Annotated in this window: 16 protein-coding genes; 4 read left to right on the plus strand and 12 right to left on the minus strand. The window is 35.4% G+C overall.

Annotated elements, in window-relative coordinates:
- Positions 1 to 99: 99 nt before the first annotated feature.
- The 3 genes from D2908_RS05705 to D2908_RS05715 are packed head-to-tail and all read right to left on the minus strand — an operon-like array spanning position 100 to position 3,518.
- The gene (locus tag D2908_RS05705) at positions 100 to 1,665 is read right to left on the minus strand and encodes an extracellular solute-binding protein (RefSeq protein ID WP_117305554.1); all 1,566 of its coding nucleotides are present in this window, start codon (positions 1,663 to 1,665) and stop codon (positions 100 to 102) included.
- Positions 1,666 to 1,674: 9 nt separating this feature from the next.
- Positions 1,675 to 2,583 (minus strand): carbohydrate ABC transporter permease, encoded by a 909-nt coding sequence (locus tag D2908_RS05710; RefSeq protein ID WP_117305555.1) that lies wholly within the window; start codon positions 2,581 to 2,583, stop codon positions 1,675 to 1,677.
- Between the two features lie 17 nt (positions 2,584 to 2,600).
- Positions 2,601 to 3,518: an ABC transporter permease subunit gene (locus D2908_RS05715; RefSeq protein WP_000861541.1), complete on the minus strand. Its 918-nt coding sequence runs from the start codon at positions 3,516 to 3,518 to the stop codon at positions 2,601 to 2,603.
- Positions 3,519 to 3,720: 202 nt separating this feature from the next.
- Between D2908_RS05715 and D2908_RS05720 the strand changes: the two genes are divergently transcribed.
- The 3 genes from D2908_RS05720 to D2908_RS05730 all read left to right on the plus strand — a co-directional run bounded on the left by D2908_RS05720 (position 3,721) and on the right by D2908_RS05730 (position 8,523).
- Complete coding sequence (locus D2908_RS05720; protein ID WP_117305557.1) at positions 3,721 to 5,391, plus strand: histidine kinase; 1,671 nt, start codon at positions 3,721 to 3,723, stop codon at positions 5,389 to 5,391.
- Positions 5,372 to 6,910, plus strand: a complete 1,539-nt coding sequence (locus D2908_RS05725; protein WP_117305559.1) for a helix-turn-helix domain-containing protein — start codon at positions 5,372 to 5,374, stop codon at positions 6,908 to 6,910. Before D2908_RS05720 ends, D2908_RS05725 begins: the two co-directional genes overlap by 20 nt.
- Positions 6,911 to 7,314: 404 nt before the next feature.
- Complete coding sequence (locus tag D2908_RS05730) at positions 7,315 to 8,523, plus strand: ATP-binding protein (protein ID WP_117305560.1); 1,209 nt, start codon at positions 7,315 to 7,317, stop codon at positions 8,521 to 8,523.
- Positions 8,524 to 8,870: 347 nt separating this feature from the next.
- Here the strand turns inward: D2908_RS05730 and D2908_RS05735 are convergent, their stop codons facing one another.
- The 6 genes from D2908_RS05735 to D2908_RS05760 form a co-directional block, all read right to left on the minus strand.
- Positions 8,871 to 10,313, minus strand: a complete 1,443-nt coding sequence (locus D2908_RS05735) for a HEPN domain-containing protein (RefSeq protein WP_117305562.1) — start codon at positions 10,311 to 10,313, stop codon at positions 8,871 to 8,873.
- Positions 10,314 to 10,395: 82 nt separating this feature from the next.
- Positions 10,396 to 11,511, minus strand: coding sequence for a hypothetical protein (locus D2908_RS05740; RefSeq protein WP_033678269.1), 1,116 nt, complete (start codon positions 11,509 to 11,511; stop codon positions 10,396 to 10,398).
- Between the two features lie 316 nt (positions 11,512 to 11,827).
- Positions 11,828 to 12,220, minus strand: coding sequence for a 30S ribosomal protein S9 (rpsI, locus tag D2908_RS05745; RefSeq protein ID WP_000075973.1), 393 nt, complete (start codon positions 12,218 to 12,220; stop codon positions 11,828 to 11,830).
- Between the two features lie 18 nt (positions 12,221 to 12,238).
- The gene (rplM, locus tag D2908_RS05750) at positions 12,239 to 12,685 is read right to left on the minus strand and encodes a 50S ribosomal protein L13 (RefSeq protein ID WP_001044624.1); all 447 of its coding nucleotides are present in this window, start codon (positions 12,683 to 12,685) and stop codon (positions 12,239 to 12,241) included.
- A gap of 215 nt (positions 12,686 to 12,900) precedes the next feature.
- A complete protein-coding gene (locus D2908_RS05755; protein WP_117305564.1) occupies positions 12,901 to 14,100 on the minus strand; it encodes an ABC transporter permease in 1,200 nt (399 codons plus the stop codon).
- Positions 14,097 to 14,990, minus strand: a complete 894-nt coding sequence (locus D2908_RS05760) for an ABC transporter ATP-binding protein (RefSeq protein WP_117305566.1) — start codon at positions 14,988 to 14,990, stop codon at positions 14,097 to 14,099. Before D2908_RS05760 ends, D2908_RS05755 begins: the two co-directional genes overlap by 4 nt.
- A gap of 439 nt (positions 14,991 to 15,429) precedes the next feature.
- On the opposite strand from D2908_RS05760, the gene D2908_RS05765 reads away from it, so the two are divergent.
- Positions 15,430 to 16,335 (plus strand): alpha/beta hydrolase, encoded by a 906-nt coding sequence (locus tag D2908_RS05765; RefSeq protein ID WP_117305567.1) that lies wholly within the window; start codon positions 15,430 to 15,432, stop codon positions 16,333 to 16,335.
- A gap of 116 nt (positions 16,336 to 16,451) precedes the next feature.
- On the opposite strand, the gene pheT is transcribed toward D2908_RS05765, so the two are convergent.
- The 3 genes from pheT to pheS form a co-directional block, all read right to left on the minus strand.
- Complete coding sequence (gene pheT / locus D2908_RS05770; RefSeq protein ID WP_117305569.1) at positions 16,452 to 18,857, minus strand: phenylalanine--tRNA ligase subunit beta; 2,406 nt, start codon at positions 18,855 to 18,857, stop codon at positions 16,452 to 16,454.
- 76 nt (positions 18,858 to 18,933) lie between these two features.
- A complete protein-coding gene (locus D2908_RS05775) occupies positions 18,934 to 19,443 on the minus strand; it encodes a GNAT family N-acetyltransferase (protein WP_117305571.1) in 510 nt (169 codons plus the stop codon).
- Positions 19,443 to 20,489, minus strand: a complete 1,047-nt coding sequence (pheS, locus tag D2908_RS05780; protein ID WP_117305632.1) for a phenylalanine--tRNA ligase subunit alpha — start codon at positions 20,487 to 20,489, stop codon at positions 19,443 to 19,445. Before pheS ends, D2908_RS05775 begins: the two co-directional genes overlap by 1 nt.
- Between the last annotated feature and the right edge of the window lie 150 nt (positions 20,490 to 20,639).

The following is a 20,639-nucleotide window of genomic DNA, read 5'->3' on the forward strand; positions in this document are numbered from 1 at the left end:
AAATTAGAATAAAGGAAGCGAGATAATCTGCTGTCATCAGTCTCGCTTCCTGTAATTAGCTAGTCTCTTGTTCATACAACCAAGAGTTCATATAAAATATTACTCTTTTATTTCTTTTTGGTAACGATTATATGCTTCCTGTTGAATCTTCATAAACTCGTCCAATCCCATATTCTTAAGAGTTTCTTTGTATGAGTCCCATTCTTTTTCTATGCCACCTTCAACTACCCATTTAGATGCTTGTTGTTTGACATAGGATTCAATACTAACATAGATTGATGATAATTTGTTAAGTTCTTCTTGTGAATAAATCACATTAGGGTAAGCTGGCAACGCAAATTGTTTCAAATCTTGATCCATCTTCAATTTCAATCCATCACCTTGTGTTTGATCGATTTCTACGCGACTATTGATATCATCGCTTACGTATTTAGGACCAAAATCTCGAAGTGAATTAATCCATGCCCATTCATCGGCTGATTTACCATCTTTAGGAGGTAACACTTTAAACTTATCACCATTCTTTTCAGTAGCTATTCCAAATGATCCATAGAAATTCTGAATACTTGCTTCATCTGTATATAATTTATCCAACCATTTCAATAATTTAGCAGGGTTTTTACTCTTATTTGTAATCAAAATTTCATTGCGACCGTAGTTGTAATGATCTGGATCAGAAAAGACATATTGTTTTCCATCCATACCTTTTAAAGCAGGTAGAGCAATATACTCACTTGAATGTAATCCAAACGTTGCATCTGATGTCCAACCACTAGAAACACCTACTCTAGATACTCCCTTATCCATACGTTTCGCAACACTCATAGAGGTATCTTCTGTAAAGATTTCCGGATCAATCAAACCTTTTTTATAAGATTCGTGCATTGCTGCAATCCCTTGCTTATAACTTTCCTCTGTACGAAGGTAGACTGGTTTTCCATCTTTTACAGACATTTCATATGTATTATCTGCACCTAAACGATTATTGAACGGAAGAATATATGAGAATGTTGGATCAAAGTTTCCTGCTCCGAATGGAATTTCATCAGAAGCGTCTCCATTTCCGTTCGCATCTTTATCCTTAAATTCTTGTAGTACTTTTACTAAATCATCATAAGTTTCTGGAACTTTTAATCCTAGATTATCTAGCCACTTTTTATTAATAAATAGCTGATTAGCTACAGTAGGACGCATCGGTAATTTTTTAGGCAGACTATAGATATGACCATCTGGTGAAGTAATCATAGCTTTAATCTTAGGCTCTTTTTCCATAGCCTTAGTTAAATTGGGCATATTTTCTTTGATTAAATCTTCCAACGGGATAAATAGAGATTGGTTCTGAGCAATTTCTGAATCTGTAAATGCATTTGAACCCAAAAATGCATCTGGTAAATCTCCGCTAGCAACCAACACAGATTTCTTATCTGCCCAATCTGCAGCTACAAGTGTGTCCCATTTAACATCGATACCTGATTCTTTGGCAGAATCAGTTAGAAAACCTTTATGATAGTCTTCCCCCCAGTCAGACCAACGAACAGTTGTGATTTTATAAGAATCTTCTCCAGACTTATCGTCCTTATTCGCATTATTAGAATTTGCACAAGCTGTTAAGCCAGCAAGTGTAACTGTTCCTAAGAACAAATATGTAAATGATTTATTTTTCATGCTTTTCTCCTATTCTTTCAAGGCGCCAATCATTACACCTTGATTAAAATATTTTTGAACAAAGGGATATAGCAACATAATCGGAGCGGTTGAAATAACAATTGCTGCATATTTCATCATATCAGCTTTGATACGAAGATCTGATGCCACTTCTCCTGTTGCTTGCGATTGTAACATTTGATTACTAATTAGTAAACGTCGTAAAATTAATTGCAATGGCTGTAAATTTTCATTCGTTAAATAAATTAAAGCATTAAACCACGAATTCCAAATACCAACTGCAGTCCAAAGTCCAATAACTGCAATAATAGCTTTTGATAAAGGAACGACTATCTTAATAAAATAACGAATTGTACCACATCCATCAATTTGCGCAGCCTCCCACATCCCGTCTGGAATGCTATTGTTAAAGAAAGTTCTAGCAACAATAATATTGTATGATGAAACTGCAAAAGGTATTACCATTACCCAAAATGTATCAATCAAGCCTACATTCTTTACTGTTAAGTAGGTAGGAATCAAACCACCCGATACGAACATAGGAATAATGTATAGAATACTCATCCACTTTCTACCAACTAATTCTTTTCTAGATAAAGCATAACCAGCTGGAATATTGACTACTAAAGCAACTAAGGTACCAACAACAGTATATAAAATGGTATTTAGATAGCTACGCAAAAATAAAGGTTGTTGAATAAGACGTAAATATCCATCTAATTTCCATTCTCTAGGAATAAACCATACCTTCCCATTTGCAACATCTGAAGGATTGCTAAAAGATGCAATCACTACAAACCATAACGGATAAACAATTAACAAGATAAGGAACAAGATAAGGAAAATTGCTAAACCATAGGTAACTATATCAAATAATAATTCAGAGTTTGTTTTTCTTGATTTATGAAACCATCTCACTTTAAGCACTCCTTCCTTTAAAAAAGACCCGTTCTAGTATATCTTTTTGAGAACCAGTTAACAGATAACAAAATTATTAGATTGACTACGGTGTTAAATAACCCTATAGCTGTCGAATAACTATACTGAAAGTTCACCATACCAACTTTATAAACATAGGTCGAAATTATCTCACTTCCTGCTAAATTAAGAGGATTCTGTAATAGTAACACTTTCTCAAACCCTACACTTAATAAACTACCTGCTCTTAATATTAGTAAAATCATAGCAGTCGGCAAAAGTAATGGTAATTCTATATGCCGAATTTTTTGTAATCTAGAGGCACCATCCATAGTTGCAGCCTCATAATATGTAGGATCAATTGCAGAAAGGGCTGCTAGATAAATAATACTATCCCAACCTATATGTTGCCATACATCACTCCAAACATAAACACCTGCAAAATTAGTAGGTTTTGATAAAAAATCTGGAATAGTAATTCCAACAGACTTAAATACATTCGCTAACAAACCACTAGTAGGAGATAAAAATAAGATAATCATTCCACACATAACCATTGTAGAGATAAAATGGGGTAAGTAAGTTGTCACTTGAAATATTTTTCTAAATTTCCCAACTCTTAACTGATTACTAATGATAGCTAGTATAATAGGCAAGGGGAATCCTACTACAATACTATAAAGTGAAATTTTTAATGTATTGAACATAGTTGTCCCGAATTGGAATGATGAGAAAAATTGAGTAAAGTACTTAAATCCTACCCACTGACTAGCAAAGATACCATTGGCTGGTGAATAGTCTTTAAATGCAATAATTAATCCCAACATGGGAATATAGGAAAATAAAATTAATAGCAATATTGAAGGAAAAAGTAATATATATAACGGAATACTATGCTTTAATTTTATTTTATGAAGTTGAGATGCTACTTTCATTTTTTTCCTCCTATTTGATTTTCTACGATTATTTTACACCATATAGAATTCCCTTAATATAACTTTTTGGACTAGGTTTATCAATTTTTCAGTTTTTTAATTTTAAAAACTATTACTTTTCCGACATCTTGATAAAACATATCTGTTTTGTTACATGATATCGTATTTTCAAAGTGCTATAATTTTAAGAGGAGAATAGTATATGAAATTAAATCACGACTTATCAAAAAAACATTCCATTCATTTTTTCTTTAAACTCCTACTTGTACTACTATTGATAAATATTTTAATCAATATTGCTATGAGTAACATAACCAGAAATTTTATTAAAAACCAAAATATAGTACACCTACGTAGTTCAATTGAAATTTATGCTGATTCTGTTAATGAGAAATTGCATTCTGTAGAACGCTTTATGTACTCAACAATAACGCATAATGAATCTTTAGAGAACTTAAATCATGTACAAACGTTTCTTGAGTATCAAGAAAATCTTAAAAAAGTTCAAACTAGCTTTACAGAGTTTGAATATCAAAATGAAACTCATATGACATTCTTATTAGAAACCGATAGTACTGATCATTTTATAAATGTCTCCAATCTTTATATTCCATATGAAGATTATCTACTGTTAAAATCAAATTTAAAATCATTGCGTAGTGATATAAGTGACCGTAAATGGAAAAATGTAACTACTAAAAACAGTGAATACTTAGTTAAATCTGTTCATTACGAAGGAAAAATCATTTATGCCGTCATATCTTCAGAAGATATCCTAAAACCTCTCAAAAAACTCAATATTGGAAATAATGGTAAACTTTCCCTAAAAGAGCCTAACAATATACCCTCCGAAAACTACCTAATTCATGCTCAAAATGAAAAAACGCATTTACCTTTCGATATTTATGTTTTAGTCGATTATGCCGAAGTCTTTAGAAATATCACACTCTTAGAAGTGTTTTTATCAGCTGTTCCTATCATTATCACCATTTTATCAATCATCATTATCCTGTATATTCGTCAGTGGATGATTAAACCTATAACAAGACTCACTGAACGACTCTCTCAACTTGGGGATTCCATTCCCCCTTCTGAATTTTTTATATCTGAAGGTATACTAGAGATTGATAAGGCAAATGATAAACTTAATAAAGTAATATTTGACATGCAAGAATTAAAAATACGAGAATACCATTCACAACTAGAACTTAAGAAGATTGAACTTAATTATCTTAAAAATCAAATCCGACCGCATTTCTACTTAAATATGTTATCAATGATTCATAGTATGCTTCAAACAAAAAACTATAAGGAAATTGAAGAATTAACTATTCTAACTTCAAATTATCTCCGTCATTTATTTATGGCTAATCAAGATTTTTCAGAACTTAAAGATGAGGTTCAGCATATTAAAGATTATTTAGAAATACAACGAATTCGATATGGAAATAGTATCTACTTTTCACTAGACTACAATTCTGATTTACAAAATACTCTTGTTCCATCATTACTATTACAAACGTTTATTGAAAATACAATAAAACACGGTTTTTCATTTCAGGATTTATTTACAATTTTACTATCAATAAAAAAAGTAAAAACTGAAGACTCAGATTATATTCAGATTTGTATCGAAGATAATGGTCCAGGTTTCTCTGAAGAAATTTTATCAAAACTAAATCAGAAACAGCCTCTAATAACAGAAGATGGACATCATATCGGGATAACAAACACCATCGAACGTTTAAATCTTCTCTATCCCAACGACTATACTATTACATTTGAAAATAATGAAGAAGGTGGAGCTAAAATTCTTTTACTTATTCCATACAAGATTATAGACGGAGGTTATAATGAACATTTTATTAGTTGATGACGATCGTTTTATCATTGAAGCTTTACGAGAGAAAATAAATTGGGATAAACTACACATTGACATTGTTTATGTTGCCTATAGCCTCACTCAAGCTCAAAATATTATTAGAGAGCATCCTATTGATCTCATGATAAGTGATATAGAAATGCCTCAAGGTAGCGGTCTTGAACTCTTATCATGGATTAGAAATGAAAAATATGATATAAAAACAATTTTTTTAACTAATTACGCCGACTTCAACTATGCTCAAAAAGCAATTGAATTGCAAAGCTTCGAATACTATCTAAAACCCATTAACTTTGAAAAATTAGAATTTATTATTCAAAAAGCAATCGGTAAAATCGAGAATCATAACTTAACCGGCAAAAATGATGCACTTTTACAAATAGAAGATAACTTCTGGTATGATTACCTTAGAAAACCTCAAATTTCTCGCATTGATGAGCTAGAAAATATAGCAAGCAAACAGGATTTTATTCTTCAAAAACACCAGTATTTTTTTCTTGCAGTTTTAACTATCAATCTTAACGAAGAAGATTATTCTGCAGAAACTCCATCATGGACTTCTCAACTAAAAAGAGAACTTCAAAGAATTTCACAATCTTCTTATAAGCTGATAAGTCTATTCAAAATGGAAAGCCAAGTTGATCAATATGTTTGTCTATTTAGAGTAGACTCATCCAAACGTAGTGACAAATTGGCATATGAGATTCATTCTCAAATTTCTAATAATTTTAGCAAATACTCAAATATTATATATAAGAGTTGCCATAAAATATCCGATATTTTATTTCATACGAAAGAACTCTACACTTATAATGAACAATATGTTTCTTATTGGAATACTATTATATGTGTTCCACATAGTTTTCCAACTTCTTTTAAAACAGAAACTCTTTCAATTACTTTTTTAGATACCTTAAGTGAATACGAATTAAGAGAAAAAATTAATTCACTTGCTTATAATTCTCAAATTCCTACTTTCACACTACAACAAATTTTACTAGATTGGACTCAACAAATAGGAATATATCTAGATCAAAAAGGAATTTCGGCACATAAATTGTTCCAAAACAGCACTCATGATTTCTTATTCCAACGACGCTTTCATTCAATTGAATCTTTTCAGGATTACTTTGATTATTACTGGTCACATGCTAAGAAATTTGCAACAAACATTGAAAATCAGAAAAATAGTATTCAACGCATTGTCGAATACATAGATCATCACTACCATGAGGATATAAATCGTTCTATATTAGCAGATATGGTTTATCTCAGTGCAGATCATTTAGCTAGAATTTTTAAAAAAGAAACTGGAGAAACTCTTGTTAAATATATAACGGATAAGCGCATGAATGCTGCTAAATCTCTCCTATCTCAAACAAATATCTCGATATCACAAGTATCTTGTCAAGTAGGGTATGATAATTATTCATACTTTACTAAAATTTTTAAACAAAGAACTGGGCTTTCTCCTGGAGATTACCGTAAAACTTATCAAAATAAAATGTAAGCAATTTAAATCATTGAAATGATAAGTAAAATTCAAGGTCTGTAGTAATTTTTGAAATTCTACAGTTTTTCTAAAGATAGCTTCAAAAATTTCTTTAAAATTGTTGATAAGGCAACTTCTTAAAAAGTCAGTTTGAAAAGAAAACCCAGTAAATATTTCTAGGATAATAGGGTAAAACCTATGCTATCAAGCTTTTACACGCCCGATAGTATGCGCTTTTTATTTGCATACTTGCTATAACACCTTATAAGATTTACTATTATGCCATACCAAAATGGACTATTTTTTGATTGCATAAAAATATTATTTTCAAATACTTAGAAATAATAAAATAAATTCTATTTTAGTTCTAAATGTTTGAAAATAATTTCTATTTGTATTATACTATCTTTGAGGTAACTATTATGAACTATATTAAAAGACCACATTATTTAGACTTTTTAAGAAGACATCGTGACCGCCAAATCATTAAGGTTGTGAGTGGAGTTAGACGAGCTGGTAAATCTGTGCTTTTTCAACTCTATAAAGAGGAGTTACTAGCAACTGGGGTAGACGAGGATCAGATTATATCCATCAATTTTGAAGATCTGAGTTATTATGAACTGCGAAATTTTCAAACATTATTCGCTTATATAAAAGAGCGGTTAGTTGAGGAAAAAACATACTATATCTTTTTAGATGAAATTCAACATGTTGAAAAATTTGAACTGGTAGCAGATAGTCTATTCATCTTACCAAATGTTGACCTCTATTTGACCGGATCAAACGCCTACTTTATGAGTAGCCAATTAGCTACAAATTTGACTGGGCGTTATGTTGAGATAGAGGTTCTTCCTTTGTCATTTGAAGAATACCTATCAGGTCAATCTCTCTCAGAGAATCTGAATACAATAGAAATTTTTAACAATTATCTCTTTAGTGCTTTCCCTTACTTATTGCAAACATCATCTTACGCTGAAAAAATTGACTATCTCAGAGGAATATATAACTCCATACTGTTAAATGATATTGTCACTAGATTGGGAAATCCAAATCCTACTATTATTGAGCGCATTGTCCGAACCCTTCTCAGTAGTACAGGTAGCTTAATATCAACAAATAAGATTCGCAATACCCTAGTCAGCCAAAATGTTTCAATATCCCATAATACTTTGGAAAATTATTTGACAACTTTGACAGATAGTTTACTTTTTTATTCCGTTCCACGTTTTGATGTAAAAGGTAGAGCATTATTGCAACGCTTAGAAAAATATTATCCCGTTGATTTAGGTTTACGACATCTCTTATTACCAGACCACAAAGAAGACATTGGGCATATCTTGGAAAATATGGTATATTTGGAATTGAGACGTAGATATTCACAAGTATATGTTGGTAATTTAGATAAATATGAAGTTGATTTTGTTGTTGTAACTGATCTTGGCCACTACGCTTATTATCAAGTCAGTGAAACAACACTTGCTCCAGAAACACTAGAAAGAGAACTTAGACCACTAGAAGCCATTAAAGATCAATTCCCAAAATATCTATTAACAATGGATACGATTCAGCCAACAGCCAATTACAATGGTATTGAGAAGAAAAATATCATAGATTGGTTACTAGAAAAGTAGATAAGTACTGAACCCATAAATTGATGCACAAGAATAACACTCCTGTCAAAATCTAGTGAAACTATGAACAGGAGTGTTTTGTTATGGCCGACAAAGCTTATTCAGTAGAAACTAATACTAGACTAAAAATCAATGATAGAAACTCTTGATTTCGATACAAAAAAGATATCCAAGAGAAAATTCTTGAATGTCTGTAAACGTTAATATACTCATATTGATTAACGTTTTGAGACAACTGACCTTGTCAGGTTGCAGCCACATTTATAAGAGACTAAAGTCTCAACAACTGTGTCAATTGTTCCAATTTCCATGAAAACATCCTAAATCATTGAGCTAATGGCTTAAGGTTAGAATTTTTTATATTTATATTTCATATCCAATTCTTGATAAATATAATATCTCAGCACTTCTTGAAGAAGTAATTTTGTTTCATACATCTCCCTGATATCTGTTATCATTTCTGGATAGTTATTTTTCGAATCACCATGAGTATAATAATTTCGTGTTTGAATTAATTTTATTATTAGTAATTCTCTCTCACTATTCGAAAAAATTTTAGACAGATTAAGCTCATCAATTGAATCGAATAAATTTTTTAAACGTTCGGCAAGGTTAGGCTCTTTTTGATTAAATTTCAATTTATTTCTAAATTTTCTTCTTACCTCTTCTAAAAGATGTGTGTTTATAAAGTCAAACAAAGATTGTCTAGCTTTTTCTTCAACATCAGATAAACATTTCGGATTTTTAAAATTCTTAAAATTTCTAGAGTAAACTTCCAAATTCCTAATAGCATCAACCAACTGATCTTCCAAATATAAATCACCATGAAGATTTTTTGAAAATTGTCTCACTATAAATTCAAGTTCCTCAGATTTATCAAACCAATGATTTAAAATATGTTCAAAATTATCTTCTAATGTCCTCAAAGAAATATCTTGCTGAGAATACGATTTCCATTTTTGGGATTTTCTAGAATGCTGAACAAAGAATTTGCCTTTTATAAGTGGCATACGCTTACCATCTATCATTTTATAAAGAACAAGAAATTCAATATTAGTAAAAGACAATGGTATATTTGATAAAATCTCAATAAATTCCTTAAACTTATGTGAAGCTTGATAAAATTCATCAAAAGATCTTATATTTAAATCAGCTGAAATAAGTTTAATAAAATAATCACTGGTAAATGACGTAGTTGTATATGAAGAATGGAGTATTGCCACATCTTCAAAGTTCATTCCTAGTGATCTTATTAACACTTTTGTTGGTTGATATTCACTTGCTGCACTTTCAAAAATAGTTTGATTGTCTCTATATTTAACAGTTACCAATGATTTTTCAATCCATTCCTCAATATGTTCAAAGCTAAATTTATATTCCTTGATTTTTTCAGAATCTAATTCATTAATTAAATCTTTAAAGGCCTCAGAACTATAATCAAAATTTCCAAGCTCATTATAAAATACACTGTAAATTTTAAAATTTTTTACTCTATATCTAGTTATCGGAAATCCAGGAGATGAGGAATGTACCATTGGTTCACCATAAGTATTTAAAATTAAAATATTACCATTACTGGAGAAACCATATATCTTTTCCAAACACTTACCAAAACCGAATGAAATGCCTGATTCCTCTTCAAATCCACCAAATAATTCTAATACAATTTCACTAGGAGAATAATGTAAAATACCGCTCAAGTTATCCTTACTAACTATATCGTCGGAACGTTCTGAAAAATACCCTTTTATTTCAAACTCTTTATCCCAAGTGTAATCTTTAAATTTCATATTATCCTTTCTGATTACTTTTCAAAAATCTTCACAACTTTCTAAACTATGATTTTTATGTCGGTACTACCTTTTAATTGTATTAGACCAGCTTCCAATTCTCATCATTCGAGTTATCAATCAGAATATTTCTTTTATTACTCAGTAATTCATCACTCACAAAATATTGCCCTAGTCTCTCTACAAAACCACAATTCTGACAAGTATATAGATAATCTTCTTTTATTTCCCTCACTAAATTGATATTGAACTTATATATCCTCCCGCATTCTTCACATGTCATGCTAAGATTATTACCATTAAATATGAAATCAAAAATACTTTCTAATTCTTTATTTTCTTCTCCAGATAAAGCTAAAATTATCTTTAAATTTCTAATATACCGGTTAAGGGTAACTATTTCTAAATCAATATCAAAATATTTCTCAAATATAGCAATAGCTACTTCTACTAAATAAATTAGAATGTAGGGTGTTTTCTCATAGAACAAATGCCAAAAATCATCCCAAATCTTATCATCAGAAAATATAAAATTAAGATTTCGCTTTTCCGTAGGATAATTTTTATTCTTTGTCACCAAATGAATAGATTGATCAAATACACTTGTTAAACTATTTTCTGCCTTTCGATTATATATAATGTCATATAGTAATTCAGGATCAAGTAATTCTCTACTAAAATCCAAAAAACCATTTTCATACTGAATCGATTCTTTTGCTTTTAAAAGTAGGTCAATAACAAATTCTTTTTTACCCTTCAAATCACTTACGTCATATTCCCTAAGCTCTCCATATTGTATTTTTTCTAAGAAATCATGTGGTTGAACCAATATCCAACTTAAATAAAATAAATTATCTTGAAAAGGTTTCCTAGCAAGAGAAAATGCAACAGTAACTTTTCCCCTCTCTATACAACTCAGAGATTCAAATAGATAGTAATTTAAATCACGTAAAATTGAAAAAAAGATGTGAGGTATATATACATATTCAGAAATATCTAAATCTTTTTGTCTATCTAGTTCATCAAACAAGTCAATTTCATCATTTATCTCATTAGTAAATCTAAAAGATAGACTGGATAATTGATATTTATCAGCTTTAACCAAAATATCAACTAGTATATCATACAAATATAGCATTAATTGATGACGTTTTCTATACTTAGTTGGTAATAATTCTGATATGTGAGATTTAGCCAATATTACTTTCCTCAATTCTTTTTAACTCTACATAACTATATTATACTCTAAAAGTACTCAGTCTTTATCTAGAAGGTTCCTATATAACTTAACAATTATTTTAAGTGTAAACCTAGAAAAGCACTTTGCAAATAGCTTTGAAATATTGATATAATCGTATCAATTAACGTTTTAAAGCAACTGACTTCGTCATGTTGCAGCCACATTTGTAAGCGACTAAAGTCGCAACAACTGTGTCAATTGCACCAATTTAGTAAGAAAGTACAAAAAGAACACCCCGAAAGGTGCTCTTTGTAAGTATAGTAATTCTTTCGAATTAACGTTTACTAAATTGTGATGCTTTACGAGCTTTCTTAAGACCTGGTTTCTTACGTTCAACTTTACGTGAGTCACGTGTAAGAAGTCCTGCACGTTTCAATGAATCGCGGAAGTCTGGGTCTACTTGAAGAAGGGCACGAGCGATACCGTGACGGATAGCTCCTGATTGACCAGCGTATCCACCACCTACAACGTTAACGAAAACGTCGTATGAACCTACAGTTGAAGTAACTGCGAATGGCTGGTTGATGACAAGACGAAGGTCAGCGTGTGGGATGTACTCTTCAACATCTTTTTTGTTAACAGTGATTTTACCAGTTCCTGGAACAAGGCGAACGCGTGCAACAGCGTTTTTACGACGTCCAGTACCTGCATATTGTGCTTGTGACATACTTTATTGTTCCTTTCCTTAGATAAGTCCTGAAATATCAAGAACTTCTGGTTGTTGTGCAGCGTGAGTGTGCTCAGCTCCAACAAATACTTTCAACTTCATACCTTGAGCGCGTCCAAGAGTATTGTGTGGAAGCATACCTTTAACTGATTTCTCGATCAAACGTACTGCATTTTTAGAACGAAGTTCACCTGCAGAGATTTGTTTCAATCCACCTGGGTGGTTTGAGTGAGTGTAATAGATTTTATCAGTTGCTTTTTTACCAGTCAATTTAACCTTTTCAGCATTGATAACAATCACAAAGTCACCTGTATCAGTGTGTGGTGTAAATGTTGGTTTGTTTTTTCCGCGAAGTACGCTAGCAACTACTGCAGAAAGACGCCCAAGTGGTACATCAGTTGCGTCAACTACGTACCATTTACGTTCAACTTGGCCTGGTTTAGCCATAAATGTTGTTTTGTTCATGATTTCTCCTATATATAGTTCGATTTTTGTTTACGGTGATGGGTGTTCCTTCCCATCGAAAAGTATTTGGAAGGTTCCGGGGCCTTTCAAATGGGGTAAACAATACCGCCTACTATCATACCAAATTTTACCCCGAAAAGTCAATAGATATGAAAAATATTTTTCTAAATTTCACTCTTTTTGTCTCTATAAAACCTCGCTTTCGCGAGGTTCTTCTATTTATAAGATAAGGCACGTTTAAAGGTTTTCCAAGGACCTAAATCATCTGTCTGCAGAACAAGACTAGCATACATACGCCCGATAAAGATTGTTGCTACCACTGCAAAAATCACTGTAATCGCAAGCGAAATCCATGCTTCTAACCCATTTGCATAGCCATTAATGGCTCTAAATGGCATAAAGAAGGTCGAAATGAAAGGAATGTAGGAACCAATTTTCAGAACTAGATTGTCACCAGCAGCACCTAAAGAAGTCACACCGACAAACCCTGCTATAATCAAGATCATCAATGGCGACAAGGCCTTTCCTGCATCCTCAGGACGAGAAACCATGGAACCTAGGAAGGCAGCTAAGACGACGTACATAAAGAGACTGACCAAAATAAAGAGTAAGGTATTCAGTGAGAAGGCATCTCCCAAGTGATCTAAAACACCAGACTGAGCCAAGAATGGCAAATCTTTAAAGAGCAGAATGGCAGCAAGTCCACCCACGACGTAAATGCCAATATGGGTCAAAATCACAAGAAGCAGAGCCAGCATGCGAGCGTAGAAATAATGACTAGCTCGGATACTAGAGAAGACGACTTCCATAATTTTGGTGCCTTTCTCGCTAGCCACTTCCTGAGCAGTGACACTAGCATAGGTAATCAAAATCATATAAAGAAAGAATCCTAAGGCTCCTGCTGCCATGGTTTGAATAAACTTTTTATTTTCCTTAGCTTCATCAATCTTCTCAGTAAAGTCAACGGTTTGGCTCAAGCGTTTTTCCTGTTCTTGAGACAAATTGGCTGCCGAACGATTGAGTTGGTATTGCAGTTCATTTAGCTTATTGGTTACTGCTAGTTTGATACCACTTTCAAGAGAGGTTTCACCATGATAGACGGCTTTGATGACGCTGTCCTCTTGGTCGACGGTTAGGTAACCCTTGATTTTCTCATCCTTGATAGCAGTTTGGGCACTGGCTTCATCCTTATAATCAAAGTTGATACCATTAGTACCTTTGAGCTCTTCTTCCACAGATGGCACTGTTGTTACTACTGCTATCTTGCTATTCTTGGCCATAGAAGACCCTTGGAGGTAGCCAATTCCTACAGATAAGGCTAAAAAGAGGAAAGGCGAAATCACCATAAAGAAGAAACTCCACGATTTGACATGTCGAAGATAGGTTTCCTTCATTACAACCCACATATTTCTCATACTTCCACCCCTGATTCTAGTTTAAAGATTTCATCGATTGTTGGCGCTTGCTGGTCAAAGGTTGCGATATATTGCCCCTGAGTCAAGATTGGGAAGAGTTCCCTTCCAGCACTCTCATCCTCCAAGATCAATTTCCAACTGCCTTGCTTAGTCAAGCTCACCTGTTTGACGTGAGGAAGGTTTTCCAATTCTTCCTTGCTGCGTTCACTTGAAACAAAGAGACGTGTTTTGCCGTATTGATTGCGGACATCCTGGACCGGCCCATGCAGTACCACACGACCATCTCGAATCATCAGAATATCATCACAAAGTTCCTCAACATTGGTCATGACATGGTCAGAAAAGATAATGGTTGCTCCGCGCTCTTTTTCCTGAAAAATGACTTGCTTGAGTAATTCAGTATTGACTGGGTCCAAGCCACTGAAAGGCTCATCCAAGATAATCAAGTCTGGCTCATGAATCAGAGTAATGATGAGCTGAATCTTCTGCTGATTTCCTTTTGACAGACTCTTGATTTTATCTGTCAGCTTCCCTTTCACTTCCAACCTCTTCATCCATTGAGGGAGTTTTTCCTTGATTTCCTTGGCATCCATGCCTTTTAGCGTCGCCAAATAGCGAACTTGTTCAAGGACTGTCAATTTAGGCATGAGACTGCGTTCTTCAGGCAGATATCCAATCCGAGCGTAGGTCTCTTGACGAATCTCCTGACCATCTAGACTGATTTCTCCTTGGTATTCTAAAAACTTCAAAATACTGTGGAAAATCGTTGTCTTCCCAGCACCGTTTTTCCCGACTAATCCCAAAATACGACCTGATCGCGCTTGAAAGTCAATGCCAAACAAAACTTGCTTGGGTCCAAAACTTTTCTCTAGACTTCTTACTTCTAGCATCTTTCACCTCCGAAATTTCTTTCACTTATTATACTCCTTTTTGATAGCCTTTACAATATTTTCTGTCCATTTTTATAAAACTATTGCTGTGTAAAATATGGCCTAGAGAACTTTTATACTCAATGAAAATCAAAGAGCAAACTAGGAAGCTAGCCGCAGGTTGCTCAAAACACCGTTTTGAGGTTGTGGATAGAACTGACGAAGTCAGTAACACATATACAGCAAGGCTAAGCTGACGTGGTTTGAAGAGATTTTCGAAGAGTATTAGTGATAAATCCATTATACAGTAGTAAACTCCAATTTATCACCTCCGCTCCTCAACTGTCGATTTTTGATCCTGAATTGTTACTAATAATCTTCATCATCCTGCCTAGCTTATCATGCTATTTTATGGTATAGTTTTGATAGACTATAGATTAGCATCGGCAAGGAATCTGATATGAAAAAAAGACTTAAACTCGAACCGAACAACAATAACTTAATCATTTGGGAAGCTGAACAGCCAAAAGCCATTCTTCAGCTTGTACATGGAATGGTAGAGTACGTGGAACGATATGAAGAATTTGCTCTAGCCATGAATAAAGAAGGCTTTACGGTTATCGGCCATGATCATCTTGGCCATGGCTATACTGCTCAAAATTCAAGTCAACTCGGAGTCTTTCCTGAATCTTCCGAGAAACTCATCGATGATATTGAAAGAGTGACCTCTTTTATTCAAGAAAGTTATCCAGAATGTCCAATCGTCCTTCTAGGACATTCTATGGGTTCTCTTATGTGTCGCTATTATGTAGCTAAGCGAAAACCACCTATCAATGCCTTGATTATCATGGCGACTGGTCAACAACCTCAGTTTCTAACTCGATTTGCTCTCATCCTAACAGAATGCATCCGACTTATAAAAGGGAATAAACACCGTAGTAAACTTCTAACCTACCTGTCCACTGACAGTTTTAACCGTAGTATTAAAAATCCTAAAACATCCGTAGATTGGCTCTCAAAAAATGAAGAATCTAACCAAGCTTATCTGAAGGATCCATTTTGTCAATTCATCCCTACGATTCCTATGTACAGATCCATTTTTTACTTCTCTAATCAAGTAGCTAGTAAGCAAGTAATCGATGAGATTCCAGCTCAACTCCCCATTCTCGTTATTTCAGGACAAGAAGACCCTCTGGGAGAAAATGGTAAAGGTATAGAAAGATTTGTAAAACTCCTAAAGACTTCACATTCGAAAGTAAACCTTCGATTAGTTGAAGATGCTCGTCACGAAATTCTGAACGAAATCAATCGACAAGATACTTACCACTTCTTAGCTGATTGGATGACAAAAAATATCGGTGTCTGATTTTCTTGCTACAGTATTAAAAAGGAGTATTTCCCCGTCAATTTGATTCAATCATCAGGCTAAAGCTTGATGATTTTTTCTACTAAAAAATCCATCCCGAAGGATGGATTGATGATTTAACGCACTTCTGCATTGACTTTTTCTTCAAGCGATGCTTGGATTTTTTCCATATAGCGTGCGACTTCTTCATCAGTTAAGCTATCTTCTGGGTTTTGGAAGGTCAAGCTATAAGCCATTGACTTCATACCTAGTCCCAATTTTTCACCTGAGAAGACATCAAAGAGTTTGATAGCTGTCAAACGTTTCACACCGGCAGCTTGGATAGCATCAACTACATCTTGGTGAGTCACTTCTGCTTTGAGGAGAAGAGCAATATCACGGCTGACTGCTGGGAATTTCGTGATTTCCACAAATGGAGCAGCAGGTTGAAGCGCTGCTTCGATGGCTGAAAGGTTGAGCTCTGCTACATACGTTTCTGGAATATCGTAAGCCTTAGCAGTGACTGGATGTACTTGGCCAAGAAAACCAAGAACTTGGTCACCGAGTGAAATCAAGGCTGTACGTCCTGGGTGAAGGCTAGCGATTTCAGAGGTTGCTGTATAGGTCACTTCTAGTCCCAAGCGAGCAAAGAGAGCTTCAAGGATTCCCTTGGCATAAAAGAAATCAACCGGAACGGCTGCTGTTTGGAAATCTTTTTCAGCAACCAAGCCTGTCAAGGCAAAGGCAAAGCTGTTGATTTCATTTGGCAATTCTTCTTTTGGATTGCCTGTTTGTTCAAAGACTTTTCCAATCTCGTAAAGGGCCAAGTTTTTGTTCTTACGAGCCACATTGTAGGCAACAGTATCAAGGATACCAGAAATCATATTTTGACGGAGGACAGATCGATCCACTGTCATTGGCCACATGAGTTCCGTTAGGTTGCTTGGTGCAGTCGTAAACTCAACTGCTTTTTCAGGAGTTGTCAGAGCGTAGGTGATGATTTCTGTCAAACCTGCTCCTTCAGCAATGGTACGAACTTGACGGCGGAGTTTTTGTGTCGCAGTCAATTCACCAGCTGTTCCATCATCTTTTGGAAGACTAGTTGGCAAGCGGTCATAGCCATAGATACGAGCGATTTCTTCAAAGAGGTCAGCCTCGATAGTAATATCCCAACGACGACGTGGAACGCTGACGGTAAATGCTTCTGCATTTCCAGAAAGGCCAAATCCTAGGCGACGGAAGACATCCTCTACATCTGCGTAGGAAAGCTCTGTACCAAGGACACGGTTGACGTCAGCAAGGGTTGAAGAAACTTCTACATCTGAGGTATTCAACTGGCCTGCTGAAACGATGCCCTTCCGCACTGTAGCACCTGCAAGCTCTGCAATCATACTTGCTGCTGCATCAAGGGCTTCGTTAACAGTTGCCACGTTGATGCCTTTTTCAAAGCGAGAAGATGACTCAGAACGAAGATTGAGGCGACCGCTAGTCTTACGGATTGATTTTCCGTTGAAGACTGCAGCTTCAAGGACGACACGACTAGATTTTTCAGAGATTTCTGTTGCTTGACCACCCATGACACCTGCAAGAGCTACTGGCTTGTCTGCGACAGCAATGACTAAGTCATTCACGTCCAAGTCACGTTCTTCACCATCTAAAGTCACTAATTTTTCACCAGCACGCGCTTCACGCACACGGATGTCAGTCCCTTCAAAGGTATCCAAGTCAAAGGCATGCATGGGTTGACCAAAGTAGAGCAGGATGTAGTTGGTTACGTCTACGACATTGTTAATCGGACGAATCCCTTCGTTCATGAGGAGGTTTTGCAACCATTGTGGACTTGGTGCGATGGTCACATTGTCCAAGATACGGACTGCATAGTAAGGCGCCTTGTCTGTCTCAATGCCTACAGAAAGGGCATCTGCTGCAGCTTCATTTGTTTCTGTTAAACTGAATTCTTTAAAGCTAACTGCCTTGTCATAGATGGCTGCCACTTCGTGCGCTACTCCACGCATAGATAGAGCGTCTGCACGGTTTGGCGTGATAGAAAGTTCGATGATTTCGTCATCCAAGTCTAGGTAAGAGAAAACTTCATCCCCAGGAACAGCATCTTCTGGCAAGATTTGGATACCATCTGCGAATTCCTTAGGCACAACTGAGTCAGAAATCCCTAATTCACCAAGGGAACAGATCATTCCAAGTGACTCCAAACCACGGATTTTTCCTTTTTTGATTTTGTAGTTGTCAGCGATGCGAGCTCCTGGAAGAGCCACCATAACCTTGATACCAGCACGCACATTCGATGCACCACAGACGATTTGACGGGCTTCTTCTTCGCCAACGTTAACCTGACAAACATGGAGGTGAGTTTCTGGCACATCTTCGCAAGACAAGACCTCACCGACGACAATTTTTGAGAGACCAGCAGCTGGTGATTCGACACCTTCTACCTCGATCCCTGTAGTTGACATTTTTTCAGCCAATTCCTGTGATGGCACATCAATGTCCACCAATTCTTTTAACCATTTATAAGATACAAGCATAATTTAGTTCTCCAGAATGACAGTTGTCACTCTAGTTCTTTTCCTTTCCTATCATTTCAATAGAAGAATCCTCTTCTTACCTTAATTTCTTTTTCAGTAACCAATCCGTATCTACTTTTTGACCAACCATAAAATGATGTTGGCTAAATTTTTCAAAACCATATCGATTATAAAATGCTTGAGCTTTTGTATTATGCTCCCAAACACCTAGCCACACCCATGAAAAACCAGTTTTTTCAGCCAGTTCAAGAGCGAATTCAAAAAGCTGCTTACCAAGTCCAAATCCTTGGAATTTTTGTAGCACATAGAGGCGTTGAATTTCAAAAGCATTCTCTAATTCTCTCTCAGTTTGAGCACTTCCCCAGTTGACTTTGAGAAAACCAGCTATCTCCTCTTCATGCATAATGAAATAGGTTTCAGATTCTGGATTTTCCAACTCAGTTGACAAAACTCTCAGACTATAAGCCTCTTCAAAGTATTCCTGTAACTGCTCTTCTGTATTATCATGAGCAAATGTTTCACGAAAGGTTTGTTTGGCTATTTTAGCCAACACCTCAACATCGGCCATTCCTACTTTTCTAATCATTATTTAAACTGTTCTGAAAAACGGACATCCCCTTGGTAGAATCCACGGATATCGTTGATTCCGTAACGGAGCATAGCTACACGCTCTTGTCCAAGACCAAAGGCAAATCCAGAGTAAACAGTCGCATCGATACCACTCATTTCAAGGACACGTGGGTGAACCATACCAGCCCCCATAATTTCGATCCAACCTGTTTTCTTACATACGTTACAGCCTTCTCCGCCACACTTAAAGCAGGAAACATCCACCTCAACAGATGGCTCTGTGAATGGGAAGTAAGATGGACGCAGACGAATCTGACGCTCTTCACCGAACATTTTTTGCACAATCAACTGAAGCGTTCCTTGAAGGTCAGCCATAGAGATGTTTTTCCCAACAACCAAGCCTTCAATTTGGTGGAACTGGTGACTGTGGGTCGCATCGTCCGTATCACGACGGAAGACACGCCCTGGTGAGATCATCTTCAAAGGACCTTTTGAAAAATCATGGGCATCCATAGCACGCGCCTGCACAGGAGATGTATGAGTACGAAGCAAGATTTCTTCAGTGATATAGAATGTGTCCTGCATATCACGGGCTGGGTGGTCTTTTGGAAGGTTCATACGTTCAAAGTTATAGTAGTCTTGCTCTACTTCAAAACCATCCACGACTTGATAACCCATCCCAATGAAGATATCTTCGATTTCTTCACTTGTTTGTGTCAAAACGTGACGGTGACCAGTCGCAACTGGACGACCTGGAAGTGTCACATCGATGCTCTCGCTAGCTAGTTGAGCTTCTACTTTCTTTTCTTCCAAGAGTTTAGCTGTTTCTTCAAAGGCTGTTGTCAAGACGTCACGAGCTTCATTGACGTGTTTCCCAATGATTGGACGCATCTCAGCAGAGACATCTTTCATTCCTTTAAGAATCTCCGTAAGCGAACCTTTTTTTCCAAGGACAGAGACACGCAAATCTTGCAGCTCTTTTTCTTTTTCAGCAGAAATCTGCTTCAAGCTAGCCAGCGTTTCTTCACGAAGCGCTTTTAATTGTTCTTCAATAGTTGACATAATTCCTCCATCAGTCGCTCGTAGATAAAAAGAAAACCACATGCCAAAAACTCCACTCGGAGCGTTGACACGCGGTACCATCCGTTTTTATCTGACAAGTCAGACCTTTATTTCTGAATCCATAGGCAAGTGAATTCACCCAGCTTTCAT

This window comes from Streptococcus sp. LQJ-218 (assembly GCF_003428885.1).
Taxonomy (GTDB): domain Bacteria; phylum Bacillota; class Bacilli; order Lactobacillales; family Streptococcaceae; genus Streptococcus.